The 17,949-nt window shown below is 44.7% G+C and carries 15 protein-coding genes; 2 read left to right on the forward strand and 13 right to left on the reverse strand.

The window, feature by feature from the left end; translation table 11 throughout:
- Nucleotides 1-80: 80 nt before the first annotated feature.
- From pheT to OIT45_RS03395, 3 genes are all read right to left on the reverse strand, one after another.
- Nucleotides 81-2,504, reverse strand: a complete 2,424-nt coding sequence (gene pheT / locus OIT45_RS03385) for a phenylalanine--tRNA ligase subunit beta (RefSeq protein WP_264339865.1) — start codon at nucleotides 2,502-2,504, stop codon at nucleotides 81-83.
- A gap of 9 nt (nucleotides 2,505-2,513) precedes the next feature.
- Entirely contained in the window at nucleotides 2,514-3,554 is a 1,041-nt protein-coding gene (pheS, locus tag OIT45_RS03390; protein WP_199404065.1) for a phenylalanine--tRNA ligase subunit alpha, read from the reverse strand.
- Nucleotides 3,555-3,913: 359 nt separating this feature from the next.
- Complete coding sequence (locus OIT45_RS03395; RefSeq protein ID WP_199404066.1) at nucleotides 3,914-4,246, reverse strand: winged helix-turn-helix transcriptional regulator; 333 nt, start codon at nucleotides 4,244-4,246, stop codon at nucleotides 3,914-3,916.
- 452 nt (nucleotides 4,247-4,698) lie between these two features.
- On the opposite strand from OIT45_RS03395, the gene OIT45_RS03400 reads away from it, so the two are divergent.
- A complete protein-coding gene (locus OIT45_RS03400) occupies nucleotides 4,699-5,814 on the forward strand; it encodes an MFS transporter (RefSeq protein ID WP_206767446.1) in 1,116 nt (371 codons plus the stop codon).
- Nucleotides 5,815-5,951: 137 nt separating this feature from the next.
- On the opposite strand, the gene OIT45_RS03405 is transcribed toward OIT45_RS03400, so the two are convergent.
- The 3 genes from OIT45_RS03405 to OIT45_RS03415 all read right to left on the reverse strand — a co-directional run bounded on the left by OIT45_RS03405 (nucleotide 5,952) and on the right by OIT45_RS03415 (nucleotide 7,870).
- Nucleotides 5,952-6,278, reverse strand: a complete 327-nt coding sequence (locus OIT45_RS03405; RefSeq protein ID WP_135797242.1) for a bacteriocin immunity protein — start codon at nucleotides 6,276-6,278, stop codon at nucleotides 5,952-5,954.
- Nucleotides 6,279-6,564: 286 nt separating this feature from the next.
- Nucleotides 6,565-7,044 carry an HD domain-containing protein gene (locus tag OIT45_RS03410; RefSeq protein WP_135797241.1) on the reverse strand — a complete coding sequence of 160 codons (480 nt, stop codon included), beginning with the start codon at nucleotides 7,042-7,044 and terminating at the stop codon, nucleotides 6,565-6,567.
- 55 nt (nucleotides 7,045-7,099) lie between these two features.
- Nucleotides 7,100-7,870 carry a TrmH family RNA methyltransferase gene (locus tag OIT45_RS03415; RefSeq protein WP_003609301.1) on the reverse strand — a complete coding sequence of 257 codons (771 nt, stop codon included), beginning with the start codon at nucleotides 7,868-7,870 and terminating at the stop codon, nucleotides 7,100-7,102.
- A gap of 95 nt (nucleotides 7,871-7,965) precedes the next feature.
- On the opposite strand from OIT45_RS03415, the gene femX reads away from it, so the two are divergent.
- Nucleotides 7,966-8,982, forward strand: coding sequence for a UDP-N-acetylmuramoylpentapeptide-lysine N(6)-alanyltransferase (gene femX / locus OIT45_RS03420; protein ID WP_199404067.1), 1,017 nt, complete (start codon nucleotides 7,966-7,968; stop codon nucleotides 8,980-8,982).
- 102 nt (nucleotides 8,983-9,084) lie between these two features.
- Here the strand turns inward: femX and OIT45_RS03425 are convergent, their stop codons facing one another.
- The 7 genes from OIT45_RS03425 to secA form a co-directional block, all read right to left on the reverse strand.
- Nucleotides 9,085-9,663: a hypothetical protein gene (locus tag OIT45_RS03425; protein WP_199404068.1), complete on the reverse strand. Its 579-nt coding sequence runs from the start codon at nucleotides 9,661-9,663 to the stop codon at nucleotides 9,085-9,087.
- An 87-nt stretch (nucleotides 9,664-9,750) separates the two neighbouring features.
- Nucleotides 9,751-11,472, reverse strand: coding sequence for a hypothetical protein (locus OIT45_RS03430; RefSeq protein ID WP_264339866.1), 1,722 nt, complete (start codon nucleotides 11,470-11,472; stop codon nucleotides 9,751-9,753).
- Nucleotides 11,473-11,660: 188 nt separating this feature from the next.
- Nucleotides 11,661-12,176, reverse strand: coding sequence for a DoxX family membrane protein (locus OIT45_RS03435; RefSeq protein WP_003609305.1), 516 nt, complete (start codon nucleotides 12,174-12,176; stop codon nucleotides 11,661-11,663).
- Between the two features lie 263 nt (nucleotides 12,177-12,439).
- Nucleotides 12,440-13,033: a 5' nucleotidase, NT5C type gene (locus OIT45_RS03440; protein ID WP_199404070.1), complete on the reverse strand. Its 594-nt coding sequence runs from the start codon at nucleotides 13,031-13,033 to the stop codon at nucleotides 12,440-12,442.
- A 23-nt stretch (nucleotides 13,034-13,056) separates the two neighbouring features.
- The gene (gene fba / locus OIT45_RS03445) at nucleotides 13,057-13,947 is read right to left on the reverse strand and encodes a class II fructose-1,6-bisphosphate aldolase (protein WP_199404071.1); all 891 of its coding nucleotides are present in this window, start codon (nucleotides 13,945-13,947) and stop codon (nucleotides 13,057-13,059) included.
- Between the two features lie 255 nt (nucleotides 13,948-14,202).
- On the reverse strand, nucleotides 14,203-15,318 hold the full coding sequence (gene prfB, locus OIT45_RS03450; protein ID WP_264329921.1) for a peptide chain release factor 2: 1,116 nt from the start codon (nucleotides 15,316-15,318) through the stop codon (nucleotides 14,203-14,205).
- A 74-nt stretch (nucleotides 15,319-15,392) separates the two neighbouring features.
- On the reverse strand, nucleotides 15,393-17,759 hold the full coding sequence (gene secA / locus OIT45_RS03455) for a preprotein translocase subunit SecA (RefSeq protein ID WP_264339867.1): 2,367 nt from the start codon (nucleotides 17,757-17,759) through the stop codon (nucleotides 15,393-15,395).
- Nucleotides 17,760-17,949: the final 190 nt, after the last annotated feature.

Raw genomic sequence — 17,949 nt, forward strand, 5'->3', positions numbered from 1 at the left:
TGCAATGACAGCAAAAAAGCCATCCGTTACTAGTTAGTATACCAGTAACAGATGGCTTTTAAATAATTGATTGACAATTTTTAACGAATTTCGGCGCTAAATTGGTCAGCCAATGCAGCAGTAATGTTTTCAACAGCTGCGTTAATGTCTTCATCAACCAACGTCTTTTCAACGTCAACGAATGTCAACGCGTAAGCCAATGACTTCTTGTCATCAGCCACGTTTTCACCTGTGTAAACGTCAAATAGTTCAACATCGTGCAACAACTCACCACCGGCGGCGACGATGGCCGCGCGCAATTCAGCAGCTGGCACATCGCGATCAACCAAGATGGCCAAGTCACGAGAAACGGCTGGGAAGCGTGATACCACTTCATAACCATCCTTCACCTTTGGCAAGTCGAAGATGGCATCCAAGTTCAACTCAAAGGCATATGTTTCGTTAACCTTGTAAGCCTTAGCCGTCAATGGGTGTACTTGACCGATAAATCCAATCAACGTCTCACCAACATAGATATCAGCCGTACGACCTGGGTGCATTTCAGCACGCTCAGTCGTTGGCACAAAGCGCACATCTTCAGCCAAAGCGTAGTTAGCCAATAGACGCTCAACAATACCCTTCAAAGCGAAGAAATCAGCCTTTTGTGCACCTTCTGCCCAAGTACGTGGCAAGACGTTACCTGTGATAACACCGGCAACGTGCTCGATTTCAGCTGGCAATTGGTTGGCATCCCCATTAGAAACGAAGACACGGCCTTGCTCATACAAAGCCACATCAGCTTGCTTACGAGCAACGTTGTACGCAACGTCATCAAGCAAACCAGTCAACAAGCTACCACGCGTTTGTTGGCGGTCTTGTGACATTGGGTAGTCCAATTGAATTGGTTGACCATCGTGCAATTGGAAGTTGTTAGCCTTCTCAGGTGTCGTCAACACGTATGAAATTGCTTGGTTCAATCCCAAGCCTTCCAAGTCGTGACGCGTTGCACGAATCAAGGCTTGCTTTGGCGTCGACTTACCTGGTGTCGTTTCACCAGTTGGCAACGTTGCTGGCAAGTTATCGTAACCGTACAAACGGGCGATTTCTTCGACCAAGTCAGCTTCAATCGTGATGTCCCAACGGCGGGCTGGCACAGTCACCGTGAATTCACCATCGTTCAACTCGTAGTCGAAGAACAAGCGATCAAAGATAGCTGAGATTTCAGCATCCGTGATTTCCGTTCCCAATACGTGGTTAACGTGGGCAGTCGTCACCTTAACAACTGGTGCTTCGTAATCAAAGTCTTGTGCAACCACACGGCCTTCAGTCACATCACCACCAGCGATTTCAGCAATCAAAGCTGCCGCGTGGTCCAATGCCGTAAACGTATCTTCAACGTTCACACCACGTTCAAAACGCGTTGATGCTTCTGAGTGCAAGTTTTGGTCACGAGCAGCGTGACGGATGGCCTTAGGCTCAAAGATAGCCCCTTCCAAAACGATGTTTGTCGTCTTAGCAGTAACTTCAGTTGACTCACCACCCATAACACCAGCAAACATCAAAGCTTCGTCACCAGCGGCAATCACAATATCACCTTCTGATGCTTCACGCTCAACGCCATCCAATGTCTTGATCTTTTCAGCAGGCTTAGCCGTACGAACCGCAATATCCTTGCTTGGCAATGTATCCAAGTCAAAGGCGTGCAATGGTTGACCGTACGTCAACAACATCAAGTTCGTCACGTCGACAACGTTAGAAATTGGGCGGATTCCCATCGTCCACAAACGACGTTGCAACCATAATGGAGAATCCTTAACTTCAACGTTCTTAACCACACGCAAGGCGTACTTAGGTGCCAATTCAGCTGGTGCTGTAGCTGAAATCAAGTCAGCCGTCTTCTCTGACGCTTCCGTCAATTCGAACGTTGGCAACGTTGGCTCTTCTGACAAGATAGCAGCGACTTCCCAAGCTGTTCCATTCATTGAGAACAAGTCAGCACGGTTAGGCGTAATACCCGTTTCAAGTACGTCATCATCCATACCCAAAACATGCAAGGCGTTCTCACCAGGTGTCAATTCAGCGGCATCAACATCGTTGAAGACCCAAATACGTTCTTCAAAGTCCTTAGGGGCAACCTTGTCGTCAAAGCCAAGCTCTTGCAACGCTGCAAGCATCCCGTTTGAGACTTCACCACGGAGCTTACCCTTCTTAATCTTTTGGCCACCGCCAACGATTGAGTTGTGCTTAGCCAAGATAACCGTTTGACCTTCAGCAACGTTTGGCGCTCCCGTCACGATTTGGATAGGCTCATCCTCACCAGCATCCACTTGGGTAATCACCATGTGGTCTAAATCTGGGTGAGGTACAACTGACAATACCTTAGCAATCACGATGTTCTTCATGTTTGCTTGTGGTTGGTATTGTCCTTCAATTTCAACAGTCGTACGTGAAATCTTCTCGGCCAACTCGTTAGCTGGCAACTCGATTGGCAAATAATCACGCAACCAATTTACAGAAACCTTCATTTTGTTTGCTTATCCTTTCTGGTCAAATTGCGTCAAGAAACGCACATCGTTCAAGTAGAAGTTACGGATATCTTCAACACCGTACTTCAACATTGCGAAACGGTCAGGTCCCAAGCCAAAGGCAAATCCGCCGTAAACTTCTGGGTCAACACCGGCCATACGCAAAACGTTTGGGTGTACCATACCAGCACCAAGCACTTCAATCCACTCGATGTCTTCAGGGTTCATATCTGGCGTCACAGCGTTCCATGACACGTCAACTTCAACTGAAGGCTCCGTGAATGGGAAGTATGAAGGACGCAAACGGATTTCGTGGTCCTCACCAAACAACTTACGGGCAACCGCCAAAAGCGTTCCCTTCAAGTCACCCATCGTGATGTGCTTATCGATAACCAATCCTTCCATTTGGTGGAATTGGTGTGAGTGCGTCGCATCATCCGTATCACGACGGTAAACACGACCTGGTGAAACCATCTTCAAAGGTCCGGCATTAAAGTCGTGTGACTCCAACGTACGCGCTTGCACAGGAGACGTTTGCGTACGCATCAAAATTTCAGGCGTGATGTAGAACGTATCTTGCATATCACGAGCTGGGTGATCCTTTGGCAAGTTCATCATCTCAAAGTTGTACTTATCTTGCTCAACTTCAGGACCTTCGATGACTTGGTAACCCATGCCAAGGAATTGGTCTTCCAATGACTCAATGATTTGTTGCAACACGTGTGGTTGACCTTGTACAGTCGCACGACCTGGCAACGTCACATCCAACGTTTCAGCTGCCAATTGGGCGTTCAAAGCTGCCTCTTCCAATGATGTTTGGCGTGTGGCAATTGCCTCAGTCAAGGCGTCACGCACCTCATTAGCCAAAGCTCCCACAACAGGGCGCTCTTCTGGCGTCAAATCCTTCATACCGCGCAACACTTCAGTCAACGGTCCCTTTTTACCAAGCCAGTTAACACGCACTTGGTTCAAAGCCTTCAAGTCAGTCGTTGCTTCAATCTCGCTCAATGCTTGATCGCGCAATTGCGTGAGCTCGTCTTGTAAACTCATGTTCGTCTCCTTCAAAAATAAAAATCAAAATAAAAAGTCCCTGTGACAAATAACTTGTCACAGGGACGCTCATTAACGTGGTACCACCCTACTTTAGTTGCCACTTAGGGCAACCCTCGGACATCCGTTAACGGGGATGAACCGCAAAGGCCTTGCAACCAATGAACTCCTGACTGAAATTCAGCTTTAATGTCGATGGGATTTTCACCAGCACCCACTCTCTAAAACGACATACCAACTTACTAGGTCATTCAAAGTTTCTTATATTATTGTACAACATTATCAGTCATTCGCAACAGGTATGCAAAAAACCAGCGAACGCGTTCCCTTTGTTCACCGGCTTAACATTTAATGCTTAATTAGGAGTTCCATTTGTCTGACCATTCGTGAATGGCAGCCATCATAGGACGCATTGACTCACCACGCTCCGTCAAAGCGTATTCAATCAATGATGAGTCTTCGTATGTACGACGCTCAACGATACCAGCTGCTTCCAATTCCTTCAAACGCTCAACCAAAACACGGTCTGAGCACTTCGTCACAGCTTGCGCCAAATCCTTGAAACGACGTGGGCCGTTGTTCAACAATACTTCGATGATCAATCCGTTCCACTTACGTCCCAAGATATCAAATGTTGCGATAAACTTGTCGCACAATGTGTTTGCTACTACTTCATGTGATGCTACTGCCATAATTACTGTCTCCTAATACTCTATATCTAATCGGAATTTATTTACATTTTATAAGTGATTTAATTGTAACGCTCTTCACAAATTAAGTCACGTTTCCGTACTGGGAAAAAGGACAACTTATGTGACACGTCTCTGTTTTTTTCTCACTTTTGATACTTACATTATAAAACCAGAATTGTGATTTTTTTACGAATAAACTCTGCACGAAATAGAGACAAACTATGCACGAGCCTTGATTTACATAGGGTTAACCGTTTTAACTGGCGTCCAAATCGACTTTTTTCAATACAAAAATTGTCCATCTAAAACGATTAACTATGAAGCCGATTTTTTGAGGTGTATACTAAAAATTAGTTTTTCTAGAAAGTCAGGTGTTTATTACGTCTCAAAAATCAGATTCCCGCATCTTTAATGCAACGTTTATCCAGCTCTTTGTTATTCAAATTTTGAGCATGGTGACGTTTTACAGCCTCTTTGTCATCATCGGTCCCTATACTGTGGCAAACTATCATGTCAGCAACGCCATGGCTGGTCTGGTGACCGGTATGACAATTATCGGTACAATGATTGCTCGGTTTTCAGCTGGTATTTTAACTACTAAGTTCAGCGCACGCCAGTTAACCATCATTAGTATGGCAATTTTGGTACCTGTGCTGCTAGCCTATCAGCTCCAAGGCGGTTTGATTTATTTACTTGTTGTACGTTTCATCCAAGGACTGTCAGTCGGAATTACCGGTACCGTGACAAACACAGCCGTCATCAACGTCATTCCAACCGAGCGACGTGCTGAAGGAATTGCCTATTTCTCATTGGCAACGATTCTTGGAACGGCATTTGGACCATTCTTGGCTTTGTTGATTACACAACACGCTTCATACAGCACACTATTCTGGCTCGAATTCTTAACTGGTCTAGTGGCCTTGATTGCGTCCCTATTTGTTAAGTCCGACAAGGTTTACATTGAAACGAAGATAGTTGATAAGCAAGCTAATCAACGTTTCGATATTCGTACTTTGATGGAGCCCCGTGTGTTGCCGATTTCATTAACCCTTGGTTTCGTGACAATTGGTTACGCCGCTTTACAAGCTGACTTGGATTTCTTCGCGAGTCAATTGCATTTGGTGACGTTCGCATCATACTTCTTCTTGGTTTACGCCTTCGTCATCTTGCTATCACGTCCACTGGTTGGTCGCTTGATGGATCGTAAGAATGAAAACTATGTCATCTACCCCTCATTGGTCATTCTAGCGATTGGGTTGCTGTTGTTGGCCACAATGGTGAACGGTTGGATGATGTTATTAGCTGCTATCTTTATCGGCGTTGGTTTCGGTAACTTCCAGTCCGCCGTTCAATCAACAACCTCACAAATGATTCCCGCTGACCGTTTGACACAAGCCACAGCAACCTACTTCATTGCCTATGAAGCATCACTTGGCTTCGGCCCTTCAATCATTGGACTATTCGAACCTTACCTCGGCTACCGTCACCTCTTTATGGTCATGGTCGTCATTACAGTAATCGGCTTGATTGTCTACCATCTGGTACACGGTCGTCGTGTGAATGCATAATAAAAGGGCGCATCTGCTATGATGCGCCCTTTTATTATGCCGATTTTTGAGAATATAAGAAGACCCATAAGTTATATTTACTCCAACTCATGAAGTTCAGCTCACATCACTCTTTCTACGACACGGCTCTTTTAACTTTATAGCTGATATTGCGAAGTCAGTGATTGGGCACCATGAGATACATAGCCCACCCCACCTTTATTAATTAAATTACGTAACTCACTAATTTCTTCTGAAATTGAATCCGGCAGCTTCTTTTCATCATCCAACTTCAAAAAACGTAGTGAGTTGGTTAACTTATTAGCCACCGTTTGTGGCAATTGATGATTATTTTCATGATCATCAATTGCCTTTTTAACTAGCTTCGCAGCATCCGGATACTTACTATCATCAACTTTAGATGAAATGCTATTTAACAGCTCATCCACTTGTACATCAAGTTTTTTAACCCCAAATCCAAACATAAAATCCTCCCCAAAAAGGCTTGTTCCTATAAATAATAATTTTCACAATTAAGGTTAACATTAAATTTAAATTATCATCAAATTCAAAATTTCTAATTGTTGCAAATTATGAAAACTACTGTTACATTTTGCTGTTTTGTACACACATTACAAAATATGGTACAAATTATAGGACGAATAATCGAGCGAAAGATACCAATAAAAAAGAGATAGGCAATCAGTAGATTTCCTATCTCTTTTCATTTTATGCAAAAAGCAGTGAGTCTCGTCGTCTCTTTTGCATTATTTAATTTGCATGGAATAGTCGCTTGACACGGGCTGATGCTGGTGAGAAAAACTCAGCAACCGCCATATAATCATCAACCAAATCCAACAAAAAGCTTTCGCGATAATGCGGTAGTGCAGCTGTTGCACCCCACATGTGCTTCAGGATAATATCCTTTTCCATTGGTGATAACTGCGTAATCTTCTCAGCGTTTCGTAGTGAAACACGGGGATGAATAAACGCATGCGTCCCTAGCTCGAACTTCGTGGTACGCCAATCATAAAAGAAGAGATCGTGCAAAATACCAGCTCGTGCGACCGCAGTTGCATTCAAGCCAAGACGTAATGCCCACTTGTAGCTTACATATGAAACCGCAATTGAATGGGTTAACCGATCCGAGTGGTGATGTTGGGTGTAATTAGCCAACTCTTGCACTTGGGGATGGGCCAACAAATCTTTCACGATATTATAATACGCGGTATCGCGTTGCCAATCTTGCATATAAAAGCCCCCTCTTTGCATGATTAACAGTACCTTATTAAACTCAAACTAGGCTTTAGCGTGCCTTCAACGCAAACATCGCAATACCAGCAGCCACACCAACGTTTAGTGACTCAGCTTGTCCAGAAATTGGAATGTAAAGATTCTTAGTTGTCATCTTAGCCAATTCAGGATTCATACCTTGACCCTCGTTACCCATAATCAACGCAAATTGCGTTTGCGCTGGAATAGTAAACAAGTCAGCGGCCTCTGGATCCAATTGGGTGCCATAGACGTTCATGTCGTTTTGCGTAAACGCTGCTGTCCACTCTTGCAAGTTTCCAGTCGTCAATGTCATGTGGAATTGTGATCCTTGCATGGCACGCAAAGCCTTTGGTGAATAAGGATCAACTGAGCCATCCCCAAACACAACCCCAGCAAAGCCAGCTGCGTCCGCCGTACGAATCATCGTACCAACATTACCCGGATCTTGAATCGCATCCAAGAACAGCCAAGCACCGTCGTGAATAAATTGTGGTTCACGGGTTGCCGTTGGCAATGACACTTCCGCAAAAATACCTTGTGGCGTCACCAAGTCTGATAGCTTCTTAGCGATATCGGCCGTAATTTCAAATACCGGTACCCCTAGTGGCAAGTCATCTTGGTGCTCTGCCAATTGTTCTGGTGTTGCCATAATTGCGTGCAACTTACCATCGTGTTGAATGGCCTCTTGGACCAAATGCCAGCCATCAAGCAAATATGTCTTACTTGCTTGGCGACCCTTCTTCGTTTGCAACTTTTGCCATGACTTAACACGGCCATTTTGTACTGATGTAATAGTTTCCATAAGAGTTATTATACTCTGAAACTGGTAAACTTGCCTATGTTATAATTTAGTCAGATTGAATGAGACTGTTTTTCAGTTAGAAAGAAGGAAAAACAATGCCAGTTTTGGATATGAATGATGCGGCTGCTGTTGAACGATTTACGACGTTCGTCCGCAACTCAAAGTTCGGCCAAGTAACACAAGACTTGGGCTGGGCGCATGTTAAGAACAATTGGGAACCACGCCACGCCTACGTAGAAGACGCTGATGGCAACATCATCGCTGCCATTTCACTATTGTTGACACAAACGCCAACCGGTAAGAAGTTTGCCTATGCGTCAAAGGGACCAGTGATGGACGTTACTGACCTTGATTTGTTGGATAAGTTGGTTGCCGAAGCTAAGCTCGCCGTGGCCGACGATGATGTCTACGTGATTCGTATGGATCCTGAGGTACCCTACTCAGACGAATTTAACGATACTTTGCGTGCCCGAGGTTACGAAACGCGTAACCGTAACGTGGCAGACCAAGGTATGCACGCCACAATCCAACCACGTTTGAACATGGTGATTGATTTGACTGCTAAACCAGATGCCAAGGAAACGTTGGATTTGTACCCTTCAAAGACGAAGTCAAAGTTGAAGCGTCCTGTTCGTGACGGCGTTACTGTTCGTTGGGCCAATGACGAAGCTGCCGTTGACGCCTTCTTCGAGACATACGCCGGTATGGCCCAACGTCACGGCATCTCACACCGTCCAAAGGACTACTTTGAGCGCATGCGCGAGGCCTTTGCTGATGATGATATCATGCGTATCTACATCGCCGAACGTGAAGGCGAATTACTTTCAACTGGTATGGGCTTCAAGTACGGCGACAAGATTTGGTACATGTATGCCGGTTCATTCGACGGCAACATCTACTACGCACCATACGCTGTTCAAACAGCCATGATTCAATGGGCCATGGATTCAGGCGTTTCTTTGTATGACATGGGCGGTATTGAAGAAGCATCCGATCAAGATGGTTTGTTTGTCTTCAAGCGCACATTCGTTAAGGATGACCCACGTGAATACATCGGTGAAATCGACGTCGTCATCGATGAAGACGCCTACACAGAATTAGTTCGTAAGTAACATACAAACGCACCACCAAGAAATATTATCTGGTGGTGCGTTTTTTTATGCTTAATTCGTGATTCAAATTTCGATAATACATTAATTATTGTTTACTACAGGTTATGGTCGCGTAAGCACATAAGATTCTGTTTCCACGTCCGGACTATATGAATATCTGTTTTCTTGAGTTACTGACACTGTATTATCAGCATTCGGCGTCATCATTAACGTCATTCGTGAACCGCCTGCTGAACCAGCAATGCTATAAACCACAGTACCGTCGGTTTTTGTTTCAGTAATACTGCCTTGTAAGACATCATCGGATCCACCAATCGGCATGCTCCTTTGCGTGGTCAACATTTGGTCAATTTCGCCTTTTGTTAGAGGCGCATTGGTTGCATTAGAGGACGATGTTGCTTCGGCTGACGAAACATCCGATGAGCTACTAGCACTTGTTTCTTGTTTCTGAACAGATCCAGATACACTACTAGTTATTTTTTCGCTCTTTTTCGTTTCACTAGCCTCTGTCTGTTTTTTTGAAATTTCCTTTCGCAACGAGCTCAATTCTTTTTCGTTCTTACTGATTCGCTTTTCTTGCTTATTATGCACATCATTATGATAATGCCAAGTCCAATACCCTCCTGCTCCCAAAAGAACACAAACGACCATTAAAAAACCAATAATGCCTTTTTTATTCATTTTCCCAAAGTCCCTCCTAATTGAAATTTTCAACTTGAATATTACCAAATATCCATTAAAAACACTTTGATGATATCTTGGAAGTTTTTACAACGCGTTCATCGCGATACGAATAATTTTCGTCATCCCTGCATTTGGCGTCACTTGAATATTTTGACCAGCACGCTGAGCTTCCCATGCGGCCTTAACCGTATGGTGATGTGATCCGTTAATCAACACAACCCCGACATCATATCGGTTTGATTGAATCTCATCAATCACCTTGCTCTCCGTGTATTTGGAACCATCTAGCCAAGTTGCTTGACCGCCAACTTCGTTAATCTTATTGGCCGCATTCTTTGCGCTGGCTCCAAACCAAGACACAATCAACACGTGCTTACCAAATAGACTTCGCTCCAGCTCACTGTCAGTAGCACTCTTTTCATCTTCAGCAGTTTTTGTCTCTGGTAGCTTACCAAGACTTCGCAACAGTTGCACCGCATGCGTGTCTGTGCGAATGCGTGCTGAATATGTCTCTTCTGCATTCAAACTCGCTTCTTCAAGGCCGTTCAAATCAATTTGATCCATTCCAATCAGGTGACCTTGCGTATCAACAAAGTAGCGGTCGTTGTCTTCAACATAGAAACGACCCTGAACTGGCATCCACAAGGCAACATCATCATTCGTCAAATCGTTATACTTTTGGACTAGCAATGGCAATTTACGATAGGCCGCTAAATTATCACGGGTTAAGTGCGCAATCAGCTGTGATAACGCTTCTAAATCCGTCACCGGTACCGTCTTGTTTATAACAACCGGTTCAGCTTGTTTCGTGACAATCCGAACTGGTTGTGGTGTCTCAATCGGCACTCCCTGTACCGCTGTTACCTGTCGTTGCTCCAATTCTGTAATTCTGTTCGCCAAGGTTCGGATAACAGTTTCCTTGTAATCAGTATTTGGTTGGGCTGATGGGACAGGTACCTGAGTTTGCTCCTGAAGCCGTGCCATTGATTCATCAGCCTCATGCAACGCTTCTTCAAGTTCGGTGATTCGATTACTTTCATTGCGATGCAAGCTCTCGTATTCAGTCACCTGATTTTTCAATTCTTCTAAGCGCGTCGCTTGATGTTCCAAGTCTAATTGGCGTTGATGAGAAAGCTGTTGCGCTGCATGTTGTGTCGCCTGTGCCGTTTCGAGTTGATCTGATAACGCAGCCGTCTCTTGCGTCGTGACCGTGTTGGCTTGCTTTAATTCACGTTCAAGCTCTTGCACGCGTTCACCGGCTGCAACGTTTTTGGCCTTTAACGTTTTATTCGCTTTTTCCAATCGATCAATTTGACTCTTTAACGCATCAACCGCCTCGTTCGACTCTTGCGGTTCGGCCGACTTAGATTGAGCTGTCGCTGTCATTCTAGCTCGCGGAACCCTGGTTTCATTCAGGCTATCACGGAAAAGTTGGAGTCCATCCCCTTCATCGCGGACCTGATAAGCAATGTTATAGACGCGGCGTGATGTCACCACATTTTTTGACTGTTGCCAAACGTACACCAAATCAGGTTTTGACGTTAAGGTCAAGCGGACTGTGATATCAGTCATAATCTCCTGAACATCATCCTCGGAGGCACGAAGCGCTTTGGCCAACGGTGACACCAATGTCTTTTTAACCTCGTTTTGGTCAGCCGCTGGTATCGCATAATGATACTTTTTTATCAGTTTATCGGTCTCTTTAGCCAATGCTAAATTATCGACGAAAAACTTTTCGCCGCTAGATAAACCGGGATTGCGGTTCATTTGTTTACGAATCTTTTTTGCTAGCTTATTTCTGTCCATGTTCGTCACCCCATTTTCAACGCGTTTCCAACACTCCTAGTCTTCTTTATACCACACACCGTGTCGTAAAATGTTGTGCGCTGTCTCAGGTGGCTAAAACTTAAAATCCATTCGTAAATCAACCCCTAGGTTAACGAAAAAAGGATTCGGAAAATTACTTCCGAATCCTTTTGTCTATAATCATTTAATTAACGAACTTCGATATCGTTGTTCAAGAATGGCAACTTTGAACGCAAGAATGGCGTTACCCAGTGGTCCAAACCGATACGTGCTGAGTTGAAACCACCAATCAAGATGAACATCTCAATGAAGATGAACGTTGGGTTAACTGACACAACACCGGCACCCAAGTATGAGAAGTTCATGATCATTCCGAAGAAGGCAGCTGCCAAAGTCAACGTACCAAAGATCAATCCCAAACCAACAAACAACTCACCCCATGCAACGGCGAATGAGAAGAAACCAGTTGCGTGACCGTGGTTCGTTGCTAGGTTCAAGAACCAGTCGTACCATGGGAATGCCTTCGTTTGTGCTGGTGTCATAACTGGCTTAGCGATTGCCATGTTAATCATACCTGAAGCATCGAAGCCACCCTTAGTCGTAACCTTCTCAAAACCATCCATTACCCATTGGAATCCCAAGTAAACACGCGCAATCGTCAATACCCACATTGCAACCTTGCTGTTACGTAGCCATGAAATCATAATAATATCTCCTAAAAACAAATAATCTTATTTAAAATATGTGAATCAATTAACATATATTATCTTAATCTACTTACATAAGTTTAGCAACATAATATTCACAATTTATTCACACTTAGTGTTTCGTATTTGAGACAAAAAAAGACAAAAGCCTAGTTTTAGGCTTTTGTCTTTTAGTTAACAATGTGAACAATCACACATTTTAAAATCAGTTCATGAGCTTCAAAAGCCGCTTTTTTATGCCAATTGTGCATATTTGCGCTTTATTCCCAGGCTGCTTTAACAAACTTCTCTGTATCGCCATGCACGGCAATATTATGATCATCCATGACCTTATCAATGGCATTTCGAATACCGTCACCGTCATTGAATACTTCTGCCGTCTCAATCAGTAACTCGACCAAGCCAGTCTGCCAGGTCATCTTAGGCTCATAACCGTATTGGACCCATTGGCTGTCCATCGTCGCATCATCCCAACCGCTGGCACCATGGTATGGTCGATCATCAACCAAAATCGCCTCTGGCGTGCGTGATAGGCTCTTGTCATGCGCAAGAATCACACGCTTATAGAATGGGCTCTTTTCGTCATCGCCAAAATGATGTTGCACCCAAATTAGCTTATCTTGCCAAGCACTCGCATTTTGCCAAGGCGCTGTCGACAAGATATACAACTCGTAATAGTCACGCAACTTATTTACCGCGTCAATTGCGCCTGGAACCGGTGGCAAATCTCGAAAAATGCCAGGAATTTGATCTGGCTTGGCAACTGTTTCGCCACCCATATCAATCGCATTCAAAATAAGTAACGTATCAACAAGGACATTGTCCATGTCCAAAAACAATTTAGGCTTATTCATCTTTTCCCTCACAGCAGTGCGCATTAGACGTTCGTCAGTGTTGCCTGTGCCTTATTAGCTGACCCAAGCATTTGAATCATTTCTTCCGCTGCTTGTTGGGCAGCTTCGACGCCTGAACGCAGCAACTTACGTGGGTCGTAGTTTGTGCCTTCCAAATCACGGTCTGACACAATGAACTCACGCAATGCATTGTGGAACGCCCATTGCAATTGTGAATTAATGTTAATCTTGGCCACACCAAGCGTAATCGCCGTTTGGATTTCATCCTCAGGCAAACCAGAAGCGCCGTGCAAGACAAATGGCATTTCATGTCGCGTAGCCGCTTCAAATTCTGTCAACGCCCCCAAGTCCAAGCCAGCAAAGTTTTCTGGATATGCCCCGTGAATGTTACCAATACCAGCAGCCAGCATGTCGATACCTGTGTTAGCCATCTCGACAACTTGTTGCTTATCAGCAATTTCACCTAGACCAACAATACCGTCTTCAACACCGCCAATTGACCCAACTTCAGCCTCGACGCTGACACCCAATTCAGCGGCTTTAGCAACCAACGCCTTTGTTTCACGCAAGTTTTCTTCAAACGGCAAATCAGATCCGTCGAACATCACAGATGTGAAGCCATCGTTCATCGCTTGATAGGCCATCTCCAAATTACCGTGATCCAGGTGAATGGCAACCGGCACTGTAATAGCCATACTCTCATATAAATCACGCACCATGTCAGCTACCATCTTCGTGCCACCCATGTACTTAATAGCACCCATTGATGCCGCGATAATCACTGGCGCCTTTTGGCTTTCAGCCGCACGCAAGATTGCTTGCGTCCATTCCAAATTATTCGTGTTGAAGTGCGCAACCGCATATCCTTGTGCGTGGGCTTGCGCAATCATTTCTGATGCATTTACAATTCCCATTTTTTATCCCCCCAATGGTTAAAAAATTAATTTTCAAGTACTAATTCGCCTTAATCTGCCCGTTTCCCCGAACGTTCTCGATTAAATATTAAACAATGTACGAATAATACCACGACCAACTTCACTTTGCCACCGATTTCATTAAACCACTTTAAACAACTCGTAAATTAGCCACAAACATGTTTGCAAATTCCCAATTTCGTCATTTATTCAAAAAAGGACCGCCAAAACTTGTGTTCTGACAGTCCTACGTTTTTAGTCCGGATTTTGTTCAGCTAACTTCCAACGGAGGTAAGAATTGATAAATGGATCCAAATCACCATCCATCACACCTTGTGGGTTACCTGATTCAAAGTTTGTACGGTGGTCCTTAACCATGCGATATGGTTGGAAAACGTATGATCGGATTTGTGACCCCCAACCGTTTTCCAATTGTTCACCAGCAATCGATGCACGTTCCTTTTCCTTCTTATCCATTTCCAATTGGTACAACTTAGCACGCAACATTGCATAGGCTGTATCCTTGTTTTGGAATTGTGAACGTTGTTGTTGCGAGGCGACAACGATTCCCGTTGGAATGTGGGTCAAACGCACAGCAGATGACGTCTTGTTAATGTGTTGTCCACCGGCACCAGAGGCACGGTAAACGTCCATCTTAACGTCAGCTGGGTTAATGTCAACTTCAACCGAATCATCCAATTCTGGCATGACATCAATTGAAACGAATGACGTGTGACGACGACCAGCTGAATCAAATGGTGAAATACGGACAAAACGGTGCACACCACGCTCTGAACGCAGATAACCGTACGCATTGTGTCCTGTAATCATCAACGTTGCTAAATCGATACCGGCTACATCACCAGGGTGATAATCCATGATTTCAACCTTAAAGCCGTGGCGCTCAGCCCAACGTGTGTACATACGTTGCAAGTTGGCCCCCCAGTCAGCAGATTCTGTTCCACCAGAACCCGGGTGAATTTCCAAGATAGCGTTGTTCTTGTCATACGGCTCATTCAACAATTGCGCTAAACGGTAGCTCTCCAAGTCATCTGACAACTTTTGTAAGTCAGCTTCCATCTCGGCTTGCATATCTTCGTCCGGCAATTCAGCTAATAGTTCAAGCGCCGTTTCAACGTTCTCCACGCCAGCCGTCAAGTTCAAGTAATCATCACGGCGTCCCTTCAAGATGTTGTTGGCATCAATCACCTTTTGCGCCGCTACGTTGTCATTCCAGAAATCCGGGTGGACCATTTCATCTTCATTGGCCGCGATTTCATCGTTCAAAGCGTCCAAGTCCAGAGACTCACCAAACTTCGTAATCTCTTCTGACATCTCAGCTAATGAGCGACGTGCTTCTGATAGCTCCATTTTCTCTATAACCTCAACTCTCTAATGCGAAAAAGGAAAGCCAGCCGCAACTAACTTTCCCCTCCAATAACATTTTATGCACGTAGGTTTTGACGGATTTCTGACTTCATGAATAGACGCGTTGCATCGTATTCAATACCAGCAATCATTTCTTCAAACATACGGAAACCTTCGTTTTGATACTCAATCAATGGGTTCAATTGACCATAACCACGCAATTGGATAGCATCACGCAATTGGTTCATGGCGTCCATGTGGTCCGTCCATTGTGAGTCAACCACACGCAAGATAACCACGCGTGTGAATTGTAGCATTTGCTCATCGTCAACCAAAGCAGAACGCTTATCTTCGTAAACTTCCTTAGCACGACCGTACAAGTAATCCTTGATTTCTTGTTGGCTCTTACCTTCAAGGTCAGCAACTGTAATTGAATCCTCAGGAACCAAAACAGCACCAGCGAAGTCGACGATTGATTGCAAATCCCACTCTTCAGTCTTGCCCAAAGCGTGTCGATCAACAACACGTCCGATCGTACGCTCAACCATTGGCAAAATAACATTGCGCAATGACTTGTCTTCATCAATAACTTGGTTACGGTTTGCATAGAACGTGTTACGTTGTTGCGACATAACATCATCGTATTGCAAAACGTTCTTACGTGAATCGTAGTTATTACCTTCAACACGCTTTTGTGCTGACTCAACAGAGCGCGTAATCAAGCGGTTCTTGATCACAGCATCTTCATCAGCCAAATTCATACGCTCCATCATCGTCTTGATACGCTCACCACCGAAACGAATCATCAAATCATCTTCCAATGACAAGAAGAATTGTGAGTATCCCTTGTCACCTTGACGACCAGCACGTCCACGCAACTGGTTATCAATACGACGAGATTCGTGACGCTCAGTTCCGATAACGGCCAAACCACCCAAATCAGAAACGCCAGGGCCAAGCTTGATGTCAGTTCCACGACCGGCCATGTTAGTGGCAATCGTAACGGCACCACGTTGACCAGCGTTGGCAACGATTTCAGCTTCCTTGGCGTGGTTCTTGGCGTTCAACACGTTGTGTGGAATACCTTCACGGTCCAACAATTGTGACAACAATTCTGATGTCTCAACGGCAACCGTACCAATCAAAATTGGTTGACCCTTGGCGTGCAATTCCTTAACCAATTCAACAACGGCCAAGAACTTTGAACGCAAGTTAGGGTACAACAAATCTGGTTCATCGACACGTTGGATTGGACGGTTCGTTGGGATTTCAACAATTTCCATGTTGTAAATCTCACGGAACTCTTCCGCTTCAGTCTTGGCCGTTCCAGTCATACCTGACAACTTCTTGTAACGACGGAACAAGTTTTGGTACGTGATTGAAGCCATCGCACGGTTATCTTCTTGGATTTGAACTTGTTCCTTGGCTTCCAAGGCTTGGTGCAATCCGTCAGAGAAACGACGACCTTCTTGAATACGTCCTGAGAACGCGTCAACCAGTACAACTTCACCATCACGGACAACGTAGTCCTTGTTGTTAAACATCGTGTAGTTAGCACGCAATGATTGATCAATGTGGTGAGTCAAAGCCGTATTGCCTAAATCGTACAAGTTTTCAAGGTTAAAGTAACGCTCAGCCTTCTTGATACCTTCATCTTGCAACAAAACTGTCTTTGATTCTTCGTCGACTGTAAAGTCTTCTTCCTTCGTCAATGACTTAACGAAACGGTCCGCACGAATGTACAATTGCGTGCTTTCTTGTGCCGGTGCACCAGAAATAATCAATGGCGTACGCGCTTCGTCAATCAAGATTGAGTCAGTTTCGTCGACCAATGCGAAGTTCAATGGACGTTGTACACGGTCTTCCTTGCGGGCAACCATGTTGTCACGCAAGTAGTCAAACCCGATTTCTGAGTTAGTCGTGTACGTAATATCTGCGTTGTACGCAGCACGCTTCTCATCTGGTGACATCTCTGAACCGTTGATACCAACCGTCAAACCAAGCCACTTGTACAATTCACCCATTTCCTCACCGTCACGAGCAGACAAGTACTCGTTAACCGTGACAACGTGAACACCTTCTTGTGGCAACGCGTTCAAATAAACCGCCATTGTGGCCGTCAACGTCTTACCTTCACCGGTACGCATTTCGGCAATGTTTCCACCGTGCAAAACAGCAGACCCCATGATTTGCACACGGAATGGGTACAATCCCAAGACACGACGTGCACCTTCACGGACAACCGCAAATGCTTCTGGCAAAATATCATCCAACGTCTTACCTTGCTTCAACAAGTCACGCAAGTAAGGCGTCTTTGCTTGTAGTTCTTCATCAGAAAGGGCAGCCATCTCATCGGCATGTGCTTCAACTTGATCCGCAATACGGTTCAAGCGACGCATTGTCCCCTTATCACTCTCAATAATTTTACGTAATGGATTAGCCATCTTTTACCTATTCCCTCTTGTCTTCACTAGCTGCTACAGCTAATGGTACTAATAAATATTTTAACACACTCACAACGCTGTTTGTGTGCATTATTTTTGAATATGTGGTAAGTGGGAGTCGGTGATTTGTGTCCTCCCTTACGGTCGGAGTGACCTGCCCCTTCTTTTCACGCGGCTCTTATTCCTTCAC

Origin of the sequence: Weissella sp. LMG 11983, assembly GCF_025908495.1 — a bacterium.
GTDB lineage: Bacteria > Bacillota > Bacilli > Lactobacillales > Lactobacillaceae > Weissella > Weissella fermenti.